The following is an 18,408-nucleotide window of genomic DNA, read 5'->3' on the forward strand; positions in this document are numbered from 1 at the left end:
CTCCGGCATGAACGTTGCGTTTTAGATGGTGACCACTACCTTGCCGCACACCTGGCCGTTTTCCAGGAAGCGGATCGCGTCTTTAGCCTCAGCCAGCGTGAAGGTCCGGTCGAGGGCTGGTGCTATTTTGCCGGCGTCGATGAGCGGGGCGAGGTCCTGCAGCTCCGCGGCACGGACCAGGCCGAGGAACGTGGTCAGCCGTTGGCTGATGAACGGTGACAGCGCCAGGGCGCCGAGTTGGCGGTGCAGGCCTCCGGTCAGTTTCCCGCCGCCCTCACCGCCGGTGATGACCGCCGTTCCTGTACGTGTTAGGGCGCGGCGCAGGCGGGAGATTGATGGGTTTCCGGCGATGTCCAGGATGAGGTCGTACGGGCCGGAGTCTGCGAAGTCCTCACGGGTGTAGTCGATGACATGATCGGCGCCGAGGGTGCGGACAAATCCGACCTTGCCGGTACTGCAGACTCCGGTAACCTCGGCGCCGTAGGCTTTGGCCAGCTGGACCGCGTAGCTGCCGACGCCACCGGAGGCGCCGGTGACCAGCACCTTCTGGCCCTCCCTGATCTTCCCGGCCCGCAGACCCAGGAGGGCAGTGACCGCGGAGACCGGCACCGCCGCGGCCTGCTCGATGGAGAGGCCCTGGGGCTTGGCGGCCAGTTTGGTCTCGGACGCAATGGCGTATTCCGCATAGGAACCACGGCCGCTGCCGTACACCGCGTCGCCGATGGCGAACCGCGTGACGTCGGGACCTACGGCTTCTACGCTTCCCGCGAGATCCAGGCCCAGAACCGGGTCCTTCGGTTTCCGGATTCCGAATGCCAGACGGCCGAGGTAAGGCAGGCCGGTCATCAGGTGCCAAACTCCGCGATCGACGCCGGCAGCCCTGACACGGACGAGCACGTCGTCTCCCTTGACAACCGGGCGGGGCACCCGATCCAGGCGGAGCACCTCCGGCCCCCCGTATGTTTCCCGAACGATAGCGCGCATGTCGCCCACGGTCCCGGCGTCCTGTCGTTGAGGGTGCTGCTGCGTTTTCATTACGTTCCCTTCTGTCCTTGCAGGTAATCCTTCGTACGCTGTACGAAAAGGGTATCGTACAGTGTACGGAAGCGGAAGCGCTGGGAGGAGCAAATAATGAAGGAAGCAGGCGCGGGCGGCAGGGACCGGCCGGGGCTCAGCCGCGAGAAGCTACTGCGGAAGGCCTTGGAGTTGGCGGACAGGGACGGCATTGCTGCCCTGTCGATACGTTCGCTCGCCCAGGGGATGGGCACCAAGCCGATGACGCTCTACTACTACGTGGCTAACAAGGACCAGATCCTTGACGGCCTCGTGGATCTCGTTTTCACCGAGATCGACACACCGGAGGCCGGAGGCGAGTGGAAGGACCAGATGCGCCGCCGGGCCCACTCGGCGCGCGCAGCGCTGCGCCGGCATCCTTGGGCAGTCGGGCTGCTGGAGTCCCGCAAAGCTCCCGGTCCGGCGACCCTAAGGCACCACGAGGCGACCCTTGGCACACTGCGAGCCGCGGGCTTCACTGTGCAACAGACCGCCCGGGCCTACTCGCTACTGGACAGCTACATCTACGGGTTCGCCCTCCAGGAAGCCGCACTGCCCATAGCAGGGCACGAGCCGATGGCGGAGGTGGCCGGTCCCATCATGGAACGGTTCGCCACCGGGGAATACCCGCACATGGTCGAGATCGCCACGCAGGTTGTCATGCAGCCCGGCTACGACTACGGCAACGAGTTCGCCTACGGGCTGGAGTTGATCCTCAGTGCGCTGGAACCGGAGCAGGCTGGGTAGCACGCTGCAACCCTCTCCGCCGCGTCGGCCAGACTCCATGATCCTCTCGGCATCGAGGGCAGGCTCCCTTCATCGCGCGAACATCCAAGGAGTAATTCCCGTCGGATCACCGCCGCCCTTCACAAACTCGCCACGCTTCTTGCGAGCGCGATGGAAGTGATCGGGGAGGTACAGACCCAGCCCGATGACGCACCCGACCACGAAGAACAGGATTGAGATAATGCCGATTGGATGACGGTCCGTAGGAAACACGTACCCAACCGCAGCCCCCACGCCGAACAGGAGGGTCCAGAATCCGGACCAGAACTGGAGGCTTCCGTTACTGGTTCGCTGGTTGGGATCGTTGTTACGCTGCACGCCAGGAGGCTTTCCCACGGAACCCTAGTGGCAAGTCCGCTTCACCGGAGCATTCTAAACGGGCGTGCAAAGACTGAAGAACCGAAAGGCGAAGCTGCAGCTCCGAGGAAAATCCAGCGTCCTTGTTCCGTATCGCCAATGACTCTAGCGCAGGCAAGCTGTTTAGTCGGACTGCTTGCGCAGTGCTGCCCAGGCTTGGAAACCACCGATAAGGTCGGTCGCACGGGTCAGCCCCAGCCGTTGCAGGGTGTGTGCAGCAAGGCTGGAGCTGTAGCCCTCATTGCATACGACCACGATCCGCCGAGCGGGGTCGTCAAAGATCGAGAGCCGGTGGGGGCTTGAAGGATCCAGCCGCCACTCGAGAACGTTTCGGTCTATGACGACCGCTCCCGGAAGATCACCGTCGCGGTCTCGCTGATCGACCGGCCGTGTGTCAACAACAAGGGCGCCGGCTGCCATCTCCCGCTCAAGATCCGAAGCGTGAACACGCTCGAGTCCGACGCGGCTCTCAAGTAGTAATTGGTTGATCGTAAGAGTCCTTGGGGAATCGCGCGGATCTAAACTGCGCTGGCACGTCGCGACGCCGTCGTCGGAGAACTGACACTGCTTCACCGTATTCCTCGCTTTGCCTGTTGATCGGTCGGTCGTTGCACCATGAAGCGAAATGATGCGCTATTTCGGTCGTCAATTTCAAGGGTATGGAGGGAGTCGGGTCAATGGGAGAGATGCGATCGAGACTCTCGATTAGGCGCCCCCACCTAGGGTTCTTTGGTGACTCCACCGGCAGTGAGAATTGGGGCGAATTGCTTCATCCAATGAGATACGCAGAGTACTACTTGACGCGATCTCCGTTATCGACTCTTCTATGGTTGTCAACGCAGTAATGGCTGGAGGCTGTTGGCATTGAGTGTGCGGTAGATCCGCCGGGCGAGGTAGCGTTTCACGCACCGTCTGATCTCTTTCTTGGTCCGCCCTTCTGCCTGCCGTTTTGCTGCATATGCGATGGTTTCCGGATGGAACGCCATCCTGGTCAGAGCAACCATGTGAAGGGCTTTATTCAGGGTCCTGTCACCTCCGCGGTTGAGCCGATGACGAACGGTATTGCCGGATGAAGCCGGAATGGGGTTGACCCCGGCGAGGGAAGCGAAAGCCGCCTCGGAGCGTACCCGGCCTTGATGCGACCAGGCGGTGAGACAAATGGCTGCCGTGACAGGTCCGAAGCCGGATTCCTGCAGCAGCGGCGCGGCTTCGCTTACCTCGACCAGTTCGGTGATCCGGGAGCCGTTTGCCTTGATCTCCGCGTCAAGGTCGCCGATGCGCTTGGCCAGCCTGACGGCTTCGGAGCGGGCCACCGACACCGCAAGAGGTTCTTCACGGGCCCGCCACCGGGACACCTCCAGGATCTGGCTTCTGGTCAACGACTCGCGCGCATCGAAACCCAAATCATTGATTCGCAGCAGCGCAGTTAACGCGTTCACGGTCCTGGTCCGGTCGGTTGTCATCGAATGCCGCGCACTGATCAGGACACGCAACGCTGCGCGGACCCCTTCGTTCAACCGTGGCCGGCGCAACATATCCTCTTCCAAGGAAAGGACCGCAGAAGCGATCCGGTGCGCGTCCAGCGGATCCGACTTACCAACCCCACGACGCGGCAAAGCATCCATACGCGCAGCCTCGGCCACCTGGTAACCGGCAGCAGCGACAGCCCCGGCCAGCACAGCACCGTAGGAAGCGGTGCCCTCGATCACCCACAGAGTCGCCAGATCCGCTTCGGTGCGACGAGCGACCCAAGCAATAGCGCGACTGATTCCTGCACCGGTCGCCGGGAAATCCCGGCTATCGATCCGTTCCCCGCTGGGCACGGCGATGATGGCGAAGACGTGCTTCCGGGCATGGGTATCGACACCCACGACAAACGGGTGGGTATACGCAACGATAGTCATAGCGGTTCTGGCACCTTCCTCATTCAGCGGAAATGGTCGGAGCCGTTACGGGCCGGTACCAGTCCGGGTAGAGGTCACTTCGGAACAGCACTGTGACGAGCCACGCCCCGCACGGAGGCGGACAATCTTCTGATCAAGTCACCGAGGTGGGCCGGGCAGGTGCCGGCCGCCCACCCAGCAGACGGACATGTCGATAACAGGACACCCTCGGACGGGGGCCAAGCGTTCAGATGAGTCACGACCGCCGGGTGGAACGGCCTGCACTTACTCTGCCAGCCAGTCCCAGACCAGCCACCCCAATCCTCACAGGCGTTCGACGTGGGCCGCCGGTAGAAGTGAGATACCCGACCCCACCCAGGGAAGATGGCAGCTGACGCCTGGCGGCCTGTCGGGCCAGCCTCATTACGGTTGGCCAGCTCAGAACAGACCAAAGTCCCGCGGCTACAGGAACCGTAAATCGAAGCCAAGGGCGCTCCGAAGGCGGCATCATCCGCCGCACGAAATGGTACGCGCGCCAGAGAGCTCTACCACGCTCTCAGGAAGAACCTTATGCAATGCGGAAAGGGGATCCGAAGGATGTTCGCGGAGGTAAGGCAGTTCAAGTGGCTCGACATTGAAGATGACACCATCGTCCCCGATTTTCCGACTCTCCTAGTGATGTACGCGGCCTCGCCGGGGCGGCCTACTGTTCTGCGGTACGAGGTAGCCGTGACAACGATAGTGGAATTGACCCTCCGGATGAACTTCCACCCTTGCATGGCCGGACATGAGCAGGTGATCGTTGCCAAGTTCGACCGACGCAATATCGAGTCCTTTCTTCGGTCCGCCGTTGCTCAAGTTTCCGCCGAGACATGGGAGGAGTTGGACCTTGCACTATCACGCTTCGGGAGGTCGGAGTTTGAGTTCGCCGTGACGGATACATACTGGGCTCCAGACCCTTGGGATGTACCTGGGAGAATGACGTGATTAAGGGTAAATTGGGGTCCATATGTCAGGGCCACTCGCGCCGCCTATGAAGCCGGCGAATGACTTTTGTCGGACTGGTGATCCGCGGTCCTTGCGCGACGCGTCTGTCATTTCTTGGCGGGTGCCTTCGGCAAGTCCCGGAGCCCGGCGGCCGTTAGATGTCCACGACGGGCAACGGCCGTTCAGCCTGGCGGGGACCTCCTGGAGCCTTGCTTGGTCCGTCAGGGTGCAGGTGTGTCATTGACTGGCGGCGAGCATCTGGAGATTCTCCGGGGCCAGGACGTGGTCCAGTGCCATGATGGCGGCGCCAGTGATGCCAGCATCAGCCCCTGTTCGAGCTTGCACGATGGATAGGTCCTGCGTGGCCAAGGGCGTTGAGCGGGCGTAAACAACTTCCCTGATCCCTGCAATCAGTTGTTCTCCGGCTTCAGCCATAGAACCGCCGACCACGATGACGGCGGGGTTTAGAAGGCTCACACACATGTTGAGGACTTCGCCGATGTCCCTCCCGGCCTGGCGCATGATCTGGCTGGCGAGTATGTTGCCTTGGCGGACAAGTGCTATCGCGTCCGAGTCGTTGGGGACGTCGACACCGGCAGAGCGCAGGGCGCGGGCCACGGCGGGGCGCCCGGCGATTGCCTCAAGGCATCCGACGTTGCCGCACCGGCACGCAATTCCGGCGGCCCTGTTGACGGCGATGTGCCCCACGTCGCCCGCGGTGCCCTTCTCGCCGCGCTGCAGCTGTCCGCTGCTGATGATTCCTGATCCGATGCCTGTGGCTACTTTGACGAACACCATGTTGTCCGTTGCCGGCCAGGATACCGCCCGCTCCCCCAATGCCATGATGTTGACGTCGTTATCCACCAGGACGGCGACATCAAAGGTGCGTTGAACATAGTCTGGCACGTCGAAACCGTCCCAGCCTGGCATGATGGGCGGCTGGGATGGCTTCCCCGTAGAGTGTTCGACTGGGCCTGGCAAGCCAATGCCTATTGCAATGAGGTCTTCGCTGGTGCGCTGAAGCGTAGACAGAAGGCTGCTGACGGTTTCGGTCAGCCGATCCAGTACAGATTCCGGACCGTCCGCGATCTGGATTTGTTCCCTTGCTTTCGCCAAGGTCGTCCCGGCGAGATCCATTACCGCCACGGTCGCGTGCGTGGCACCGACATCCCCGGCGGCAACCACCCGCGCCGACGGATTGAACGCCACACGAGCGGGTGGTCTGCCCCCGGCCTCAACGCGGGCCGTGATGGTGGACCGCGCAAACCCGGTTGCTGCCGCGAGCTCGGAGCGTGTGCGCGGGCGACCGTCCCTCAGTATCTGAAAGAGCTCACTGGCGCCGAAACCCGGTGCCGCTTTCTTCGCCCTGGACTGGCTGTCTGCAGCAGGCAACGTCTGGACCACGGGCTGCGGACCGGACGCGACCGTGTACCGCCTGGAGCGGGGTGAGGCACCTTTCCCTAGGGGAACGGAAACAAACTATCAAATCGTTTGTGTACGAACAATTCCTGGTTCAGGTTTGGCGAACATCTGGGGCCCCTTCCCCCAATGCCGGCCAGCGGTAATGCTCAGGCCCCCAAGGCCGACAGATTGTTTTGGCTAAGCCCTTGACGTAAAAAAAATACTCATGAGATAGTCAGACCACCTGATGACCGGGTGACAGTGGTCACTAGGTAGTCGGACCACCTGAATTTGCAAACGCCTGCTCGTTAGAGGGGAAACGACGATGTTCTCTCCTTCCCCCAAGATGGCCTCCCCAGAGAAGGGTCCTTTCGAGACCACCTAGCTGTTGTTGGGGAAAGTCTTGGACCAAATCAGCGCAACTTGGCTGTGCTTGGTGCGCGCGCTTGAAGTGAGTGCCTGGCAACCGGCGTGCCGTTTGGCGAATTCGACCCGAGAAAGGATGCAACACCCATGGATATCATCTTGAATACCAACCGACCGCCGAGTGCTGACCGCGATCCGCGTTCACGCTTCCGGGCGGAGAAACCACCTATTGGAGGCTGGCTTCCGGGAATCTCCCTCACCCCAACCCAGATTAGCGTCCTAAACGCTATGGCTGACCGACTAATACCCGGCGGGGGAGGATTTCCGGCGCCAAGCGAGGTCGACGTTGTTTCCTTCTTCCGCCGCTATATCGCGCCCGAAGGCCAGGAACCGAAGTGGTTTCCCTTCATTGGAGAATCGGAGTTCCAGGCACGCCTTGACACTCTCGGTGAGGAATTCGTGCAGTCCTCATCGGCGGCTCAGGTGGAGACGCTCCAGACATTGGAGAAGACAGAGGAGTTCTTTTTTGCGAGGATCCGCGATCTGACGTACTACGCCTACTACTCTCGTCCCGCCGTCATCACGGCGATCAACGCGAATCTGAAAGCGGGCAAGGACCTCAGGAACTCGCCGCAGCCGTTTGGCTATTCGGACACGATGGATGAATGGGATGAACAGCTGCTTAGCCGCGTCCGAGGCACCTACACCCGAACCGAAGACGTACGTCCGGTGGAGGTACCGGCGGATCTACTGAAATCAAATGCAACGCAGCTCCACGAAAGCCAGGTTTGAGCATGAAGAGAAGCAATGAAACCGATGTGCTGGTGATCGGCGCCGGTGCAGGCGGTGCTGCTGTCAGTAAGCGCCTGAGTGATGACGGCTTCAAGGTAATCTGTCTTGAGCAGGGCGACTGGCTGCACCCCTTGGACCATCCCCACATGTACGACTCATGGGAGCTGGAACGAGTCCGTTCCTGGGACTGGCATTCAAACGTCCGGAAATTTCCGGAAGACTACCCGACCACGGGAAACGCGGCACCGATGATGATGAACGGTGTTGGTGGGTCGACCCTGCACTATGCCGGAGCCTGGCCTCGATTCAAGCCCGTTGACTTCCGCAAAGGCACCGAGCACGGAGTTGAAGGCACCATTGACTGGCCCATCAGCTACGAGGACTTGGAGCCCTTCTACGCCATCAATGACGCCGAGATCGGGGTCGCCCGCCGAACGGGCGACCCCGGCAACCCTCCACGGCCCGAAGGGTGGGGGCCCGCCAGCAAGGGCGGAAAAATCGGCAACAAGATGGGTGCTGGATTCGACAAACTGGGTTGGCATTGGTGGCCTGCCGACAACGCCATCCTGACAAGGGAAAAAGACACCCGGCTTGCGTGTAACGACTGCGGATTCTGCCTCGGGGGCTGCCCTCGCGGGTCCATCGCATCCACCGATGTCACGTACTGGCCCCAAGCCATCCGCAACGGCGTGGACCTGCGCCCCAACGCCCGTGTCGAGCGGGTCAACGTAAAAGACGGCAAGGCCACCGGGGCGACCTACATCGACCGCGTCACCGGAGAACGCCATGAGGTGAAGGCAAAGATTGTCGTCATGGCTGCCAACGCCATCGGCACTCCCCGGCTGCTTCTCATGTCGGCACAAGCCGGCCACCCCGACGGTCTCGCGAATAGCAATGGCATGGTCGGACGGCACCTGATGTTCCACAGCTGGTCCTTCGAAGATTTCTGGTTCGACGAGCCCCTCGACGGCTTCAAGGGGCCGGAACCTGCCGTTTCGTATTCTCAGGAGTTCTATAACACGAATACCGATCGCGGCTTCGTCAACGGCTTTTCCCTGCAAGTGGGCACCGCTCTGGGACCGGCCAACAGTGCGTTGGGAACCAACACAGGCAACATGGCCCCATGGGGCGAAAACCACAGGGAATTCTTCAACAATCACTTTGCCCGGCACGCGCTCGTTTACGTCCAGGGAGAAGACCTTCCTGTCGCCACGAACCGCGTGACACTCGACAACGACGTCGTCGACTCATCCGGACTCCCGGTTCCTCAAGTCCACTATGACCTCCACGACAACGACCGGAAACTGATCGAATGGGGACGCGCCCGCGCCCACGAAGCAGCTCAGGCGGCCGGCACCGTCATCGACAGCGCCAGTACCGGAATCGGAGGAGTGGACGGCCCTCCCCCGGGCTGGCACATCATGGGTACCTGCCGCATGGGCAACACGCCGGAAGATTCCGTTACGAACAAGTGGAACCAGACCTGGGACGTACCCAATCTGTTCATCACCGACGCCAGCTCCCTGACGACGGGCGCCGCAGTCAACCCCACTAGCACGCTCCAAGCCGTCGCCGTGCGCGCGGCAGAGTACATCAAGCGCCGCTTCCCAGAAATCGTCGGGCAGCGCAAGACTCCCAGCAACGCGGACGCGCCCGGGTTCTGACCCGGAACCTTTAGTCCCTGCAGCAGGTCCGCTGTCCCCGTGCGGCCCTGCTGCAGGGGCTGCAAGCAATTCCCTGCTTGGAGCACCTGACCACACACATGACAAAGGAGTCAGAATGTCTATCCGAACAAGAACCGCTGACCGTCTGAGCACAAAAATCGCCCTACTCACGATTCCGATCCTGCTGACAACCGCCTGCGCAGGAGGCGGTACTGAGCCGGCCGGGGCGGCCGGGTCGACAAAGATCGGCTTCGCCCAAGGAAACTTCGGCAACGGATGGTACGAGGTGAACGCCAAGGGCGCGACCGACGAAGCCAAAAAACTTGGACACGATCTGGAAGTAGTCAGTGGCGGCGGTGACCCGGTCACCCAGAATTCGCAACTGTCGAACTTCATCACCAAGGGCGTTGCCGGCCTGATCATCAATCCCACCGATCCGCAGGCACTCTCCAGCAATCTTTCCCGACTAAAGGATGAAAAGATTCCCTTTGTTCTGGTCAACGCCGGAGTCAAACCCGAACTGCTGGCGGACAGCTACTGCTATGTAACGGAAGACGAAAAGGTCAACGCAGGCCTGGTCGGCGCGGAGATGGCCCGCACGCTGAAGGCCAAACAGGGAGCAACCAAGCCAGTCAAGATTCTTCTGGTCCTCGGCTTCGCCGGGGACACCAACTCTGCTAACCGCGAGGCCGGTTTCAAGGCTGGCTACGCCTCCGTCGCAGGCGCTCCCCCAGTCCAATACCTCGAGAATGTCTACGGGAAATGGGCTGCCGATACGGCCGTTGCGCCGGTCAGATCGGTCGCCACCGGAAACCCCGATCTGCAGGGCATGTTCGTCGGCACGGATTCCATGCTGCCGGGCGTCCAGCAGGCCCTGACATCAGTGAACATGTGGGGCAAGGGCAAAGTCGCGATTGCCAGCTATGACGGGCAGATGAAGGTGGTCAAGCAGATGAAGGAGGATCCGAACTCCCCGGTCATCGCTACCGTTGCAAACCTCCCCGCCCGACAGGGAATCATCGCTGCCCAGATGCTGGACAAGGCGCTTAAAGGAGAGGACAAGAACACAGCATGCCCCGGTAACAAGATATTCGTAAAACCGACCCTCATCACACACGAAAACGCCTCCTCCTACTTCAAAAGCGATTCGGACTACTGAAACATCAGACCGAAATCTGCCAACTCAATGAGGAAAGGAGGAACATGCAAGAAGCAACCGGACTGCGCACGCCTACATTGACCCTACGGGGAATATCCAAAAATTATGCGGACGTTCAGGTACTAACGAACATCGATCTTGATGTCCACGCCGGAGAAGCAGTCGGACTCCTGGGACAGAACGGAGCAGGTAAGTCGACGCTGATCAAGATCATTTCAGGGGTTGAAAAGCCCTCACAAGGCCTCATTTCTCTGGACGGTGCCCCTGCGGATTTCCGTTCTACCCACGAGGCCCAAAACGCCGGCATAGCCACCATTCACCAGGAAATTATTCTCGTCCCTCAGATGAGCGTCGCCGAGAACCTCTGCCTCTCAGACCTGCCCCGAAAAGGAACGGTCCTGGATCGTCGAGCCCTCTACCAGGAAGCGTCACGCGCCATCAAGGCCCTGGGTTTTGATCTCGATGTCCGGGCGCCGGCTAACCAACTGACCGCGGCGCAAAAGCAGGTTGTCCTCATCGCTAAGGCGCTAAGGCAGAAAGCCAAAATACTTCTGCTGGACGAACCGACAGCAACCCTTCCCGCACCCGATGTGACCAAACTGTTTGAACTCCTCCGCAAACTCAAGCAGGAGGGAACAGGAATCATCTACATTTCGCATCGGATCGACGAGATGTACGAAAATCTGCGACCACATCATGGTTCTGCGCGACGGCAAGCAGGTGATGACAGAGAAGACTGCCTTCCTGCCTCGTCAGGAGGCCGTGCGGAAGATGCTCGGGACGGACCCGGTCGGCGCCCTCCAGCCAGGAGAGGAACCGGTACCTGCGTTTCCGCTCGAACCTTCGAGGAAGTGGAACTTTGCGAAAGCGGCGCGCGAACGCTACCCGGAGGACGCTCGCCCCGCATTTGAGGTACGGAATCTTACCGACCCGGAGCTTCTTGACGATATAACGCTTAGGGTCCGGCCAGGCGAGTCCATCGCCGTGACGGGATTGGTGGGCAGCGGACAGGCTGAACTTGCCGCCTGCCTGTTCGGTGACCGGAAGTTCTCCTCGGGCCATATTTACGTCAACGGAAAGCGGTTGCGGACGATCCATCCCCGGGCGCTTATCGCTGCCGGCGTCGGGTGGGTCCCCGATGACCGGAAAACTCAGGGCCTTGTCCTCAACATGGACCTGGGTGAGAACTTCTCCATGGCCAATCTCCGGAGGATCGCACCCCACGGCTGGGTACAACGGAAACTGGAGAAACGGATAGCTGACGAGGCTATCGAGACTTTGAAAGTAAAGTGCCAGGGCAGCGGCCAGCAGGTAGGACGTTTGAGCGGCGGCAATCAGCAAAAAGTCGTCGTGGGCAAGTGGCTCACGGCAGAAGCGAAGGTCCTGTTGCTGAGCGAGCCGACCCGTGGAATTGACGTGGCTGCCCGAGAAGACATCTATAAGGAAATCAACGAGTTCCTGGCCACCGGTGGGGCAGTTATCGTCTTCAGTTCTGAAATTGAAGAGGCGCTCATGTGCCACAGAGTCTACGTCATGGGAAGCGGAACGGTCATGGCTGAGTTTGACCAGCACGATACTGACCTCAACCAAGTGATGTCGTTGCTCCGCTAGCGGCCATCTGACCGATGTCCGTCTGCCTGAAGCCCTTAACAGTGATGACAATGGAGTCGATTTATGATTAAACAGAAGAAGCAGCGGGGAAAGGTCCGCGCAGTACAGAAGCCGTCTTTACGGTCCTCCTCGGAGTCGTGAAAAGCAGGGGCGTTCTCCTGATGGCGGTCGCCGCGATCCTGATTGCAGGATCCGCGATCTCCCCCTACTTCCTGACCAGCCGCAACATCAGCAGTATCGTCCTCACGATCGCGGTCCTATCGGTGGTCGCCGTCGGCCAGTTTCTCGTCATTGTGACAGCCGGGATCGACCTGTCCGTAGGCGCAACAACAGCCCTGACGACGGTGATGACCGCCGTACTCCTCCGTGATGGCCTCCCTGTGGCGGCGGTTATCGGCACCTCGATTGCCGTCAGTTCCGCCGTAGGGCTGGTCAACGGTCTGCTCGTCGTCTACGGAAGGATCACGCCATTCATTGCGACCCTGGGCATGACCAGCGTCGTGCAAGGCATCGCGTTCCTTGTTCAAAATGGAACTCTCGTGCCCATTAATAACAAGGACTTCGTCGCCATCTTCGCCGGCACCATAGGACCGTTCCGCTCCGAGGTGATCATCTTCGTGGTCGTGGCTTTGGCCGCTGCCGCGCTGATGAGGTGGAGCATTTTCGGCCGGAGATTGTACGCATTGGGCGGCAATCCCCAGGCAGCACGCCTCTCCGGGCTGCCCGTCAACAGGGACATAATAACGGCCTACCTGCTGTCAGGTTTACTGGCCGGCCTCGCCGGTTTGATGTTGGCCGCCCAGTTGCACGAGGGCAACTCGCTGTTAGGCAGTGACCTGGCATTGAACTCCATTGCGGCGGCGGTCGTTGGTGGCGCTTCACTCTTCGGCGGGACGAGCACACCGCTCGCGGCTGTCTTCGGCGGATTGCTCATAGGAACGATCTCCAACATCCTGGACCTGATCAGCATGCCTGTCCAAGGCCAGCTCCTGATTAAGGGAGCGCTGATTCTCGTCGCCGTTTACTTTACGTCCGGCGCAGGGCTCAGCATTAGGCAGCGGATCCGGGGGATATTCAAAAATCGGAGGAAAAGGGCCGGGCCTGCCCAGCATTCTGACCCCGTGACCGTGAAATCACACGATGAACTGCAACCTGTGAAGAGGTAGCCTGGCGATTTCGCATTCCACAGCCATGACCGAGAGTTCCACACGCCTGCCGACCGCGTGGCTTCAGGCCCGGAGCAGCAAGCACGTGGGGCGGCAGCCGCGAAGATTCGTCAGACGCAGCCCGTCATCCCGCCGGGATTACCACCACAAAGAGCACAACGAGAAAGTGAGTTACTCATGAGTTTGCATGGAACCAAGATTGCCCTGTTGATCGAGGATGAGTACCAGATCCTGGAGGGCTGGTACCCGCTGCTCCGCCTGCAGGAGGCCGGAGCGGACGTGCGCGTCATCGGCAGCGGCACGAAGAACAGTTACGACAGCAAGGAGCACTACCCGATGGAGGTCGACGCGGCTGCGGCCGATGTCAGCGCCTCCGACTTCGACGCCGTTGTCGTCCCCGGTGGCTTCGCCCCAGACAACATGCGCCTTCACCCTGAAATGATCGGCCTTGTCCGGGACATGAATGAGGCGGGCAAACTCGTCACCGCCATCTGCCACGGCGGATGGGTTCTGGTTTCCGCCGGCGTGCTCAAGGGCAAGAACGCCACCGGATACCTGCCGATCAAGGACGACGTGGAAAACGCGGGCGGCACCTGGGTCGATGAAGCTGTTGTGGTGGACGGGAACGTCATCACCTCCAGGACCCCCGTCGATCTTCCCGACTTCACCCGCGCGATCATCGCCTACCTCGAAGGCCGCCCCACCGAAACCGAACACGCCACACACGAACACGCCGGTTTGGACAACGTCAGAACCGGCGGCTGAACAAGGCACGAATCCCGCCAGCACGGCGACCCTGGGCGGTCCCGGACCACAACAGGTCCGGGACCGCCCATCCGTGTCCGTCCCAAAGACATCAAGTCCTGCCTTGCCAGGGTAAGCTGCTTGCTCGTCCTAGAAGGACGAGCTGCTGCAGGTCCAGAAGGATTGGTTTACCGGCCGACGAGGTTTCGGCGGACGGGGCAAGGCGGGCGCTGCAGGTCATCGGCGATGCAATCAGCCTGCGTGTTAATCTCGCTACCTCAGTTTCGGCAACCACGCGGCGATTTAATTCGGGTGAGCGTCAACGGTAGTGATCAGGGAACCGCGGCGGGAAGGAAGCTCCTTCACCGGTGTCCGGACCCGCCTGGTTCGCGGCATCTTCGAGATTCATGATGCTGGTTCCGCAGCGGAACGGGGTGGGCCCGTCATCACCACATTCCGCGCTGGCTGGCCGGCGGCGAGCCGGTTGATATTTTCAATGATTTCCTTGGACCGTCCTCTGAAGGTCTCTTCGGTGACCGCCGAAGAGTGCGGCGTCATGATGACATTGTCCAAGGATTCGAAGGGCAGGGTGCTTGATTTTCCGGTGCCACCGGGTCCGGGATACCGATACCAGACATCAATGGCCGCTCCGGCAATGCCGTGATGTTTCAACGCGGAATAAAGCGCCTCTTCCTGCACAACGGGACCGCGCGCCACATTGACTAAGAGGCCTTCGGGTCCCAATGCGTCCAGCTGGACTGCTCCGATGATCCCAGCGGTCTCCGGCGTCAGAGGGGTACTGATCACGAGAACGTCAGATTCAATCAGGGCCCTGAGCAAATCCTCGTTGGATCCGGCCACCGGAGGCCGTGTGCTTTCGCCTCGACTGATCCCGTCCAGATGACGGCGACGCCTTCGGCGCCGAAGGACTGGAGGAGCTTCCATGCGGCGGCCCCGATGTGACCAAAGCCGAGGAATGCCACAACCGCACCCCGGAGCGTTTTGGGCTGACGCAGGCCTCGGCAATAGACGCTCAGTGCCACTTGCCTTGCCGCAAGGCTGCATCCTGGCGCATAAGGTCGCGCCGGAGTACAACGAGGACGGTGGCCACGTACTCGGCGATCCATCCCTCATGGTGGAAGATGTTCGCGCACACAGCTCCTGAGTTGAGAGCCTCCGGCTCGATGCCGTCGAATCCTGCGCCGGCGGTATGAATCAGCCGGAGTCTGTTGGCCCCTGCTCCCATTGCCTTGGTCAGGCGCGGTCCGACGAAGACATCGGCGTCCCTGAGCGCGGACAGTACGCCGGGATTATCCCAGGATCTGTACCAAGAAATGACCGTTCCCGGAACAACCCCCAGTTCAAAGGCGGGCGGTGGATGACGAAGCTAGGGTCGGCGATGACAATTTTCATAGTGTCGTTTCCTAGGGCCCCATACTGGATGTGCCCTTCACCGGTGGCTCTGCGGCAACCGGCACTGGCTCCGGTATGGTGCAGGCCTAGCCGCGGAAAGAGTACGGACATCTTCCCGTGACGCCCGGCTCCAGGACGAAGATTGCACCTGCATGGGGCTGGTCCTGTAGCTGCCGGGGCGTCAGGCCGTTGCGGGCTGAGGTGATGAATAACTGATTGAGAGCGGGGCCGCCGAAGGCGACACTGGTCGGCCTGCTAACGGGCAAGCCGAGTGTTTCCAGCGACACGCCTTCGGGGCTGAAGCGCTGGACACAACCCCCGTCCCACATGGCCACCCAAATGGTTCCCTCGGCGTCGACCGCCATTCCGTCCGGCGTGGCGATAGGATGGGCCAGATCCACCAGAACGCGGCCGTTGCTGATCTGGCCGGTTTCGATATCAAAATCGTAGGCATCCAGCCTTCTGGTCGACGAATCGGTGAAGTAGAAGGTTTGGCCGTCCGGGGACCAGTCCAGGCCGTTTGAAATCGAAACGTTTGGGCGTACCGGTGTCACGTGGAGTGTGCTGCTGATCCGGTAGAGGCTCCCGGCCGATGGTGAAAGGTCCGTGGCCATGGTCCCGGCCCAGAGACGCCCTGCAGGATCACACGCGCCATCGTTCATCCGATTACCGGCAATGTCGGACTCGATGGGGACGGCGAGCTCGAAGGCGTTCCCATCCGGGTGGATGAAACCGATCCCGTCGCGTACTGCGCACACCAGTCCCCCTGACTGGCGTCGGGCGACCATGCCAACCGGTTGGCCAACGTCGATGCTGCGGTCCAGACCCGATGCGGGATCGAGCAGGTGAATCCTGCCGGCAAATATGTCAACCCACAGCAGTTCCTGCCGCTGCTCGTCCCACCACGGCCCCTCGGCAAGATCCGCTCCGGCATCAATGGCAATGTCGACGTGCCTGCTTTTCATGATCAGGAATCTCCAAACGGCGGTTTAATCCGGTGCGGTCAAGGGGTCCTGGTGTCGCGCACCATCCGGAAGCGCGACACCAGCGTCACCGCCTATGTCGTTCATGCAGCCGAGGCGAACCGTGCGTCCGTCAGCGTGTATTTTTCCAAGGCGCCATCTGCGAAGTCGATGCCCAGCCCGGGAACCTCACGTGCTTCAACGTATCCCCCGGTTGCTGTGAGGGGCTGTTCCAGCAGCCCGTCCCAACCGGGGCCACCGTAGGCGTCAAATTCGATCATTGGCGCATTTTCGCAGCTCAGAATCATATGAAGCCCTGCGGCCAGAGCCACCCCGGTTCCCGAGCTGCAGGCAATGTGGGGGACGCACCACAGGTTCCAGGAGCTGGCCATATCGGCCACCCGCTTGCATTCGGAGATTCCGCCCACGCTGGTGCAGTCCGGCTGAAGGACATCAAAGGTCCGCTTGCGCAGAAGGTCGAGGTACTCGTAGCGGGTAAGCAGTGATTCGCCGCCGGCGAGTTTGAGCGACACCCGGTCAGAGAGCCACGAATGATCGTCAATGTACTGGGTGAGGCTGCGGGAAAGAATGGGTTCCTCCAGCCACAACACGCCCAATTGCTCGAGTTCGGTGGCAAGGGTGAGCGCCTCCCGCCGGTCAAAGGCCATGTTCGCATCAACCATAATGTCAACGTCGGGCCCGACCGCATCACGGACACGGGCAACCATGTCCACGCCCTTGCTCAGACTCGGACCATTACGCAGCTTCATGGCGAAGAAACCCTGCTCAACGGCGGCCACAGACTCTTCAACTATTTGCTCCGTCGGCTTTAGGGACGGCGCGTAGTACGCTTTCACCTTCGACTTGGAGGCTCCCAGGAGGCGGTAGACAGGCTGGTTGCTTGCCTTGCCGAGAAGATCCCACAGGGCAATGTCGATGCCACTCAGCGCGTAGGTCTCGATCCCCCGGCGACCCCACATGTGTGTGGCATTGAGCATGTCCTGCCAGATGGACGCAACGTCCAGTGGATCACGCCCGATGAGCATGGGACCCAGCTGGTGGTTGATGATGGGACCCACAGTGGGGAAGTATTCGGCCGAGAATCCGGCTTCACCGATCCCTTCGATACCTTCGTCGGTTTTTACCCGAACGATGATGCCGCCTTTGACGTTCACTTCCATCGCGCCCCAGCGAAGTGGCTCATCCAGCGGCACCCCGACGGGGAAAGCCTTTACCTCTGTTATTTTCATGCTCTTAGGTCCTTTCGCGGGTGTCGCGACTTCTGCCGGCAGCGGCCCGGCACTTCGGGAAATACCGGGCCGCCTCCTATGTTTAGGGTTAGTGATCGCGGGGAACCGACTGCTGTAGGTGCGGGATCAGGTCGTACCAGTCGTAGTCGCCGTCATAGAAATACTCCGTGGTGTCGTAAGTCCCGTCCATGGTGTCCTTGAGCGATTTCGGACCAGGGAATCCGATGGTTTTCCACCCCATCTGATCCTTGTTGCCGCCGTACACCGGATCACAGTAGAACCCCTGCCTGGTGTGCAGGCACAAGGTATCGAAGAAGGACAGGTCCTCGTCGAAGACGCCCTGCAGGAAGGTGGTTACGGGCTCCTTCGTTCCGTGAGTGACCCTGGTGGGTTTGGGCGCCCCGGAGAGCTCCACGAAGACCTGGTCCTGCTGGTCATCGATGAGGTCCACGAAATTCCCGCCGAACAAACGCTCGGACAGCGCATCCAGCTCTTTGATGCCCTGGCGGTAGAGTTCCTGCATCTTGAACTGTCGGGCACGCCAGGCGTCGGCTGCTTTGCCAGCCATCTTCAGGAATCCGGAGCCGTCCGCGGCAGCGTAGACGTAGCCGATTCCCGAAATGTACCTGTCGATGAAGACCACGACGCGCGCTTCTTTCGCACCCGGATCGTGGTCCGTGGGCATGATGCGCGCCGTGGCGGCCTCAATGGTGTTCCATTCGTGTTCCGTGAAGAACAGTCGTTCCGTGGAGTCCGGATCGACGGGGGCCCCGACGATTTCCCAGTCCGCTTTGAGAGTCATGACTGCAGCTCC

At 60.8% G+C, this 18,408-nt stretch carries 19 protein-coding genes; 9 read left to right on the forward strand and 10 right to left on the reverse strand.

Annotated elements, in window-relative coordinates:
* Positions 1–21: 21 nt before the first annotated feature.
* Positions 22–1,035 (reverse strand): NAD(P)-dependent alcohol dehydrogenase, encoded by a 1,014-nt coding sequence (locus ACHMXB_RS14610; protein WP_395399410.1) that lies wholly within the window; start codon positions 1,033–1,035, stop codon positions 22–24.
* A 96-nt stretch (positions 1,036–1,131) separates the two neighbouring features.
* On the opposite strand from ACHMXB_RS14610, the gene ACHMXB_RS14615 reads away from it, so the two are divergent.
* Positions 1,132–1,800: a TetR/AcrR family transcriptional regulator gene (locus tag ACHMXB_RS14615; RefSeq protein ID WP_395399412.1), complete on the forward strand. Its 669-nt coding sequence runs from the start codon at positions 1,132–1,134 to the stop codon at positions 1,798–1,800.
* 69 nt (positions 1,801–1,869) lie between these two features.
* Here ACHMXB_RS14615 and ACHMXB_RS14620 read toward each other — a convergent pair whose 3' ends face one another.
* The 3 genes from ACHMXB_RS14620 to ACHMXB_RS14630 all read right to left on the reverse strand — a co-directional run bounded on the left by ACHMXB_RS14620 (position 1,870) and on the right by ACHMXB_RS14630 (position 4,100).
* A complete protein-coding gene (locus ACHMXB_RS14620) occupies positions 1,870–2,157 on the reverse strand; it encodes a hypothetical protein (protein ID WP_395399414.1) in 288 nt (95 codons plus the stop codon).
* A gap of 162 nt (positions 2,158–2,319) precedes the next feature.
* Positions 2,320–2,769: a rhodanese-like domain-containing protein gene (locus tag ACHMXB_RS14625; RefSeq protein WP_395399416.1), complete on the reverse strand. Its 450-nt coding sequence runs from the start codon at positions 2,767–2,769 to the stop codon at positions 2,320–2,322.
* Between the two features lie 260 nt (positions 2,770–3,029).
* Positions 3,030–4,100 (reverse strand): IS110 family transposase, encoded by a 1,071-nt coding sequence (locus tag ACHMXB_RS14630; RefSeq protein WP_395399418.1) that lies wholly within the window; start codon positions 4,098–4,100, stop codon positions 3,030–3,032.
* A 576-nt stretch (positions 4,101–4,676) separates the two neighbouring features.
* Between ACHMXB_RS14630 and ACHMXB_RS14635 the strand changes: the two genes are divergently transcribed.
* On the forward strand, positions 4,677–5,066 hold the full coding sequence (locus ACHMXB_RS14635; protein ID WP_395399420.1) for an Imm8 family immunity protein: 390 nt from the start codon (positions 4,677–4,679) through the stop codon (positions 5,064–5,066).
* Positions 5,067–5,303: 237 nt separating this feature from the next.
* On the opposite strand, the gene ACHMXB_RS14640 is transcribed toward ACHMXB_RS14635, so the two are convergent.
* The gene (locus tag ACHMXB_RS14640) at positions 5,304–6,458 is read right to left on the reverse strand and encodes an ROK family protein (RefSeq protein ID WP_395399422.1); all 1,155 of its coding nucleotides are present in this window, start codon (positions 6,456–6,458) and stop codon (positions 5,304–5,306) included.
* A gap of 522 nt (positions 6,459–6,980) precedes the next feature.
* On the opposite strand from ACHMXB_RS14640, the gene ACHMXB_RS14645 reads away from it, so the two are divergent.
* From ACHMXB_RS14645 to ACHMXB_RS14675, 7 genes are all read left to right on the forward strand, one after another.
* Positions 6,981–7,625 carry a gluconate 2-dehydrogenase subunit 3 family protein gene (locus ACHMXB_RS14645; RefSeq protein WP_395399424.1) on the forward strand — a complete coding sequence of 215 codons (645 nt, stop codon included), beginning with the start codon at positions 6,981–6,983 and terminating at the stop codon, positions 7,623–7,625.
* Between the two features lie 2 nt (positions 7,626–7,627).
* A complete protein-coding gene (locus ACHMXB_RS14650) occupies positions 7,628–9,289 on the forward strand; it encodes a GMC family oxidoreductase (RefSeq protein WP_395405290.1) in 1,662 nt (553 codons plus the stop codon).
* Positions 9,290–9,404: 115 nt separating this feature from the next.
* The gene (locus tag ACHMXB_RS14655; RefSeq protein WP_395399426.1) at positions 9,405–10,448 is read left to right on the forward strand and encodes a sugar ABC transporter substrate-binding protein; all 1,044 of its coding nucleotides are present in this window, start codon (positions 9,405–9,407) and stop codon (positions 10,446–10,448) included.
* A gap of 44 nt (positions 10,449–10,492) precedes the next feature.
* A complete protein-coding gene (locus tag ACHMXB_RS14660; protein ID WP_395399428.1) occupies positions 10,493–11,359 on the forward strand; it encodes an ATP-binding cassette domain-containing protein in 867 nt (288 codons plus the stop codon).
* A 37-nt stretch (positions 11,360–11,396) separates the two neighbouring features.
* The gene (locus ACHMXB_RS14665; RefSeq protein WP_395405292.1) at positions 11,397–12,059 is read left to right on the forward strand and encodes an ATP-binding cassette domain-containing protein; all 663 of its coding nucleotides are present in this window, start codon (positions 11,397–11,399) and stop codon (positions 12,057–12,059) included.
* Between the two features lie 161 nt (positions 12,060–12,220).
* Complete coding sequence (locus tag ACHMXB_RS14670; protein WP_395399430.1) at positions 12,221–13,225, forward strand: ABC transporter permease; 1,005 nt, start codon at positions 12,221–12,223, stop codon at positions 13,223–13,225.
* 177 nt (positions 13,226–13,402) lie between these two features.
* A complete protein-coding gene (locus ACHMXB_RS14675; protein ID WP_395399432.1) occupies positions 13,403–13,990 on the forward strand; it encodes a type 1 glutamine amidotransferase domain-containing protein in 588 nt (195 codons plus the stop codon).
* Positions 13,991–14,374: 384 nt separating this feature from the next.
* Here ACHMXB_RS14675 and ACHMXB_RS14680 read toward each other — a convergent pair whose 3' ends face one another.
* The 5 genes from ACHMXB_RS14680 to ACHMXB_RS14700 form a co-directional block, all read right to left on the reverse strand.
* Positions 14,375–14,830 carry an NAD(P)-dependent oxidoreductase gene (locus tag ACHMXB_RS14680; protein ID WP_395399434.1) on the reverse strand — a complete coding sequence of 152 codons (456 nt, stop codon included), beginning with the start codon at positions 14,828–14,830 and terminating at the stop codon, positions 14,375–14,377.
* Positions 14,831–15,002: 172 nt separating this feature from the next.
* The gene (locus ACHMXB_RS14685) at positions 15,003–15,215 is read right to left on the reverse strand and encodes a hypothetical protein (RefSeq protein ID WP_395399436.1); all 213 of its coding nucleotides are present in this window, start codon (positions 15,213–15,215) and stop codon (positions 15,003–15,005) included.
* Between the two features lie 253 nt (positions 15,216–15,468).
* Positions 15,469–16,347: an SMP-30/gluconolactonase/LRE family protein gene (locus ACHMXB_RS14690; RefSeq protein WP_395399438.1), complete on the reverse strand. Its 879-nt coding sequence runs from the start codon at positions 16,345–16,347 to the stop codon at positions 15,469–15,471.
* 101 nt (positions 16,348–16,448) lie between these two features.
* Positions 16,449–17,594, reverse strand: coding sequence for a mandelate racemase/muconate lactonizing enzyme family protein (locus ACHMXB_RS14695; protein WP_395399440.1), 1,146 nt, complete (start codon positions 17,592–17,594; stop codon positions 16,449–16,451).
* 88 nt (positions 17,595–17,682) lie between these two features.
* Positions 17,683–18,396 carry a gluconate 2-dehydrogenase subunit 3 family protein gene (locus ACHMXB_RS14700; protein WP_395399442.1) on the reverse strand — a complete coding sequence of 238 codons (714 nt, stop codon included), beginning with the start codon at positions 18,394–18,396 and terminating at the stop codon, positions 17,683–17,685.
* Positions 18,397–18,408 lie beyond the last annotated feature (12 nt).

It is taken from the genome of Arthrobacter sp. UC242_113, from assembly GCF_044054585.1.
Lineage (GTDB): Bacteria > Actinomycetota > Actinomycetes > Actinomycetales > Micrococcaceae > Arthrobacter.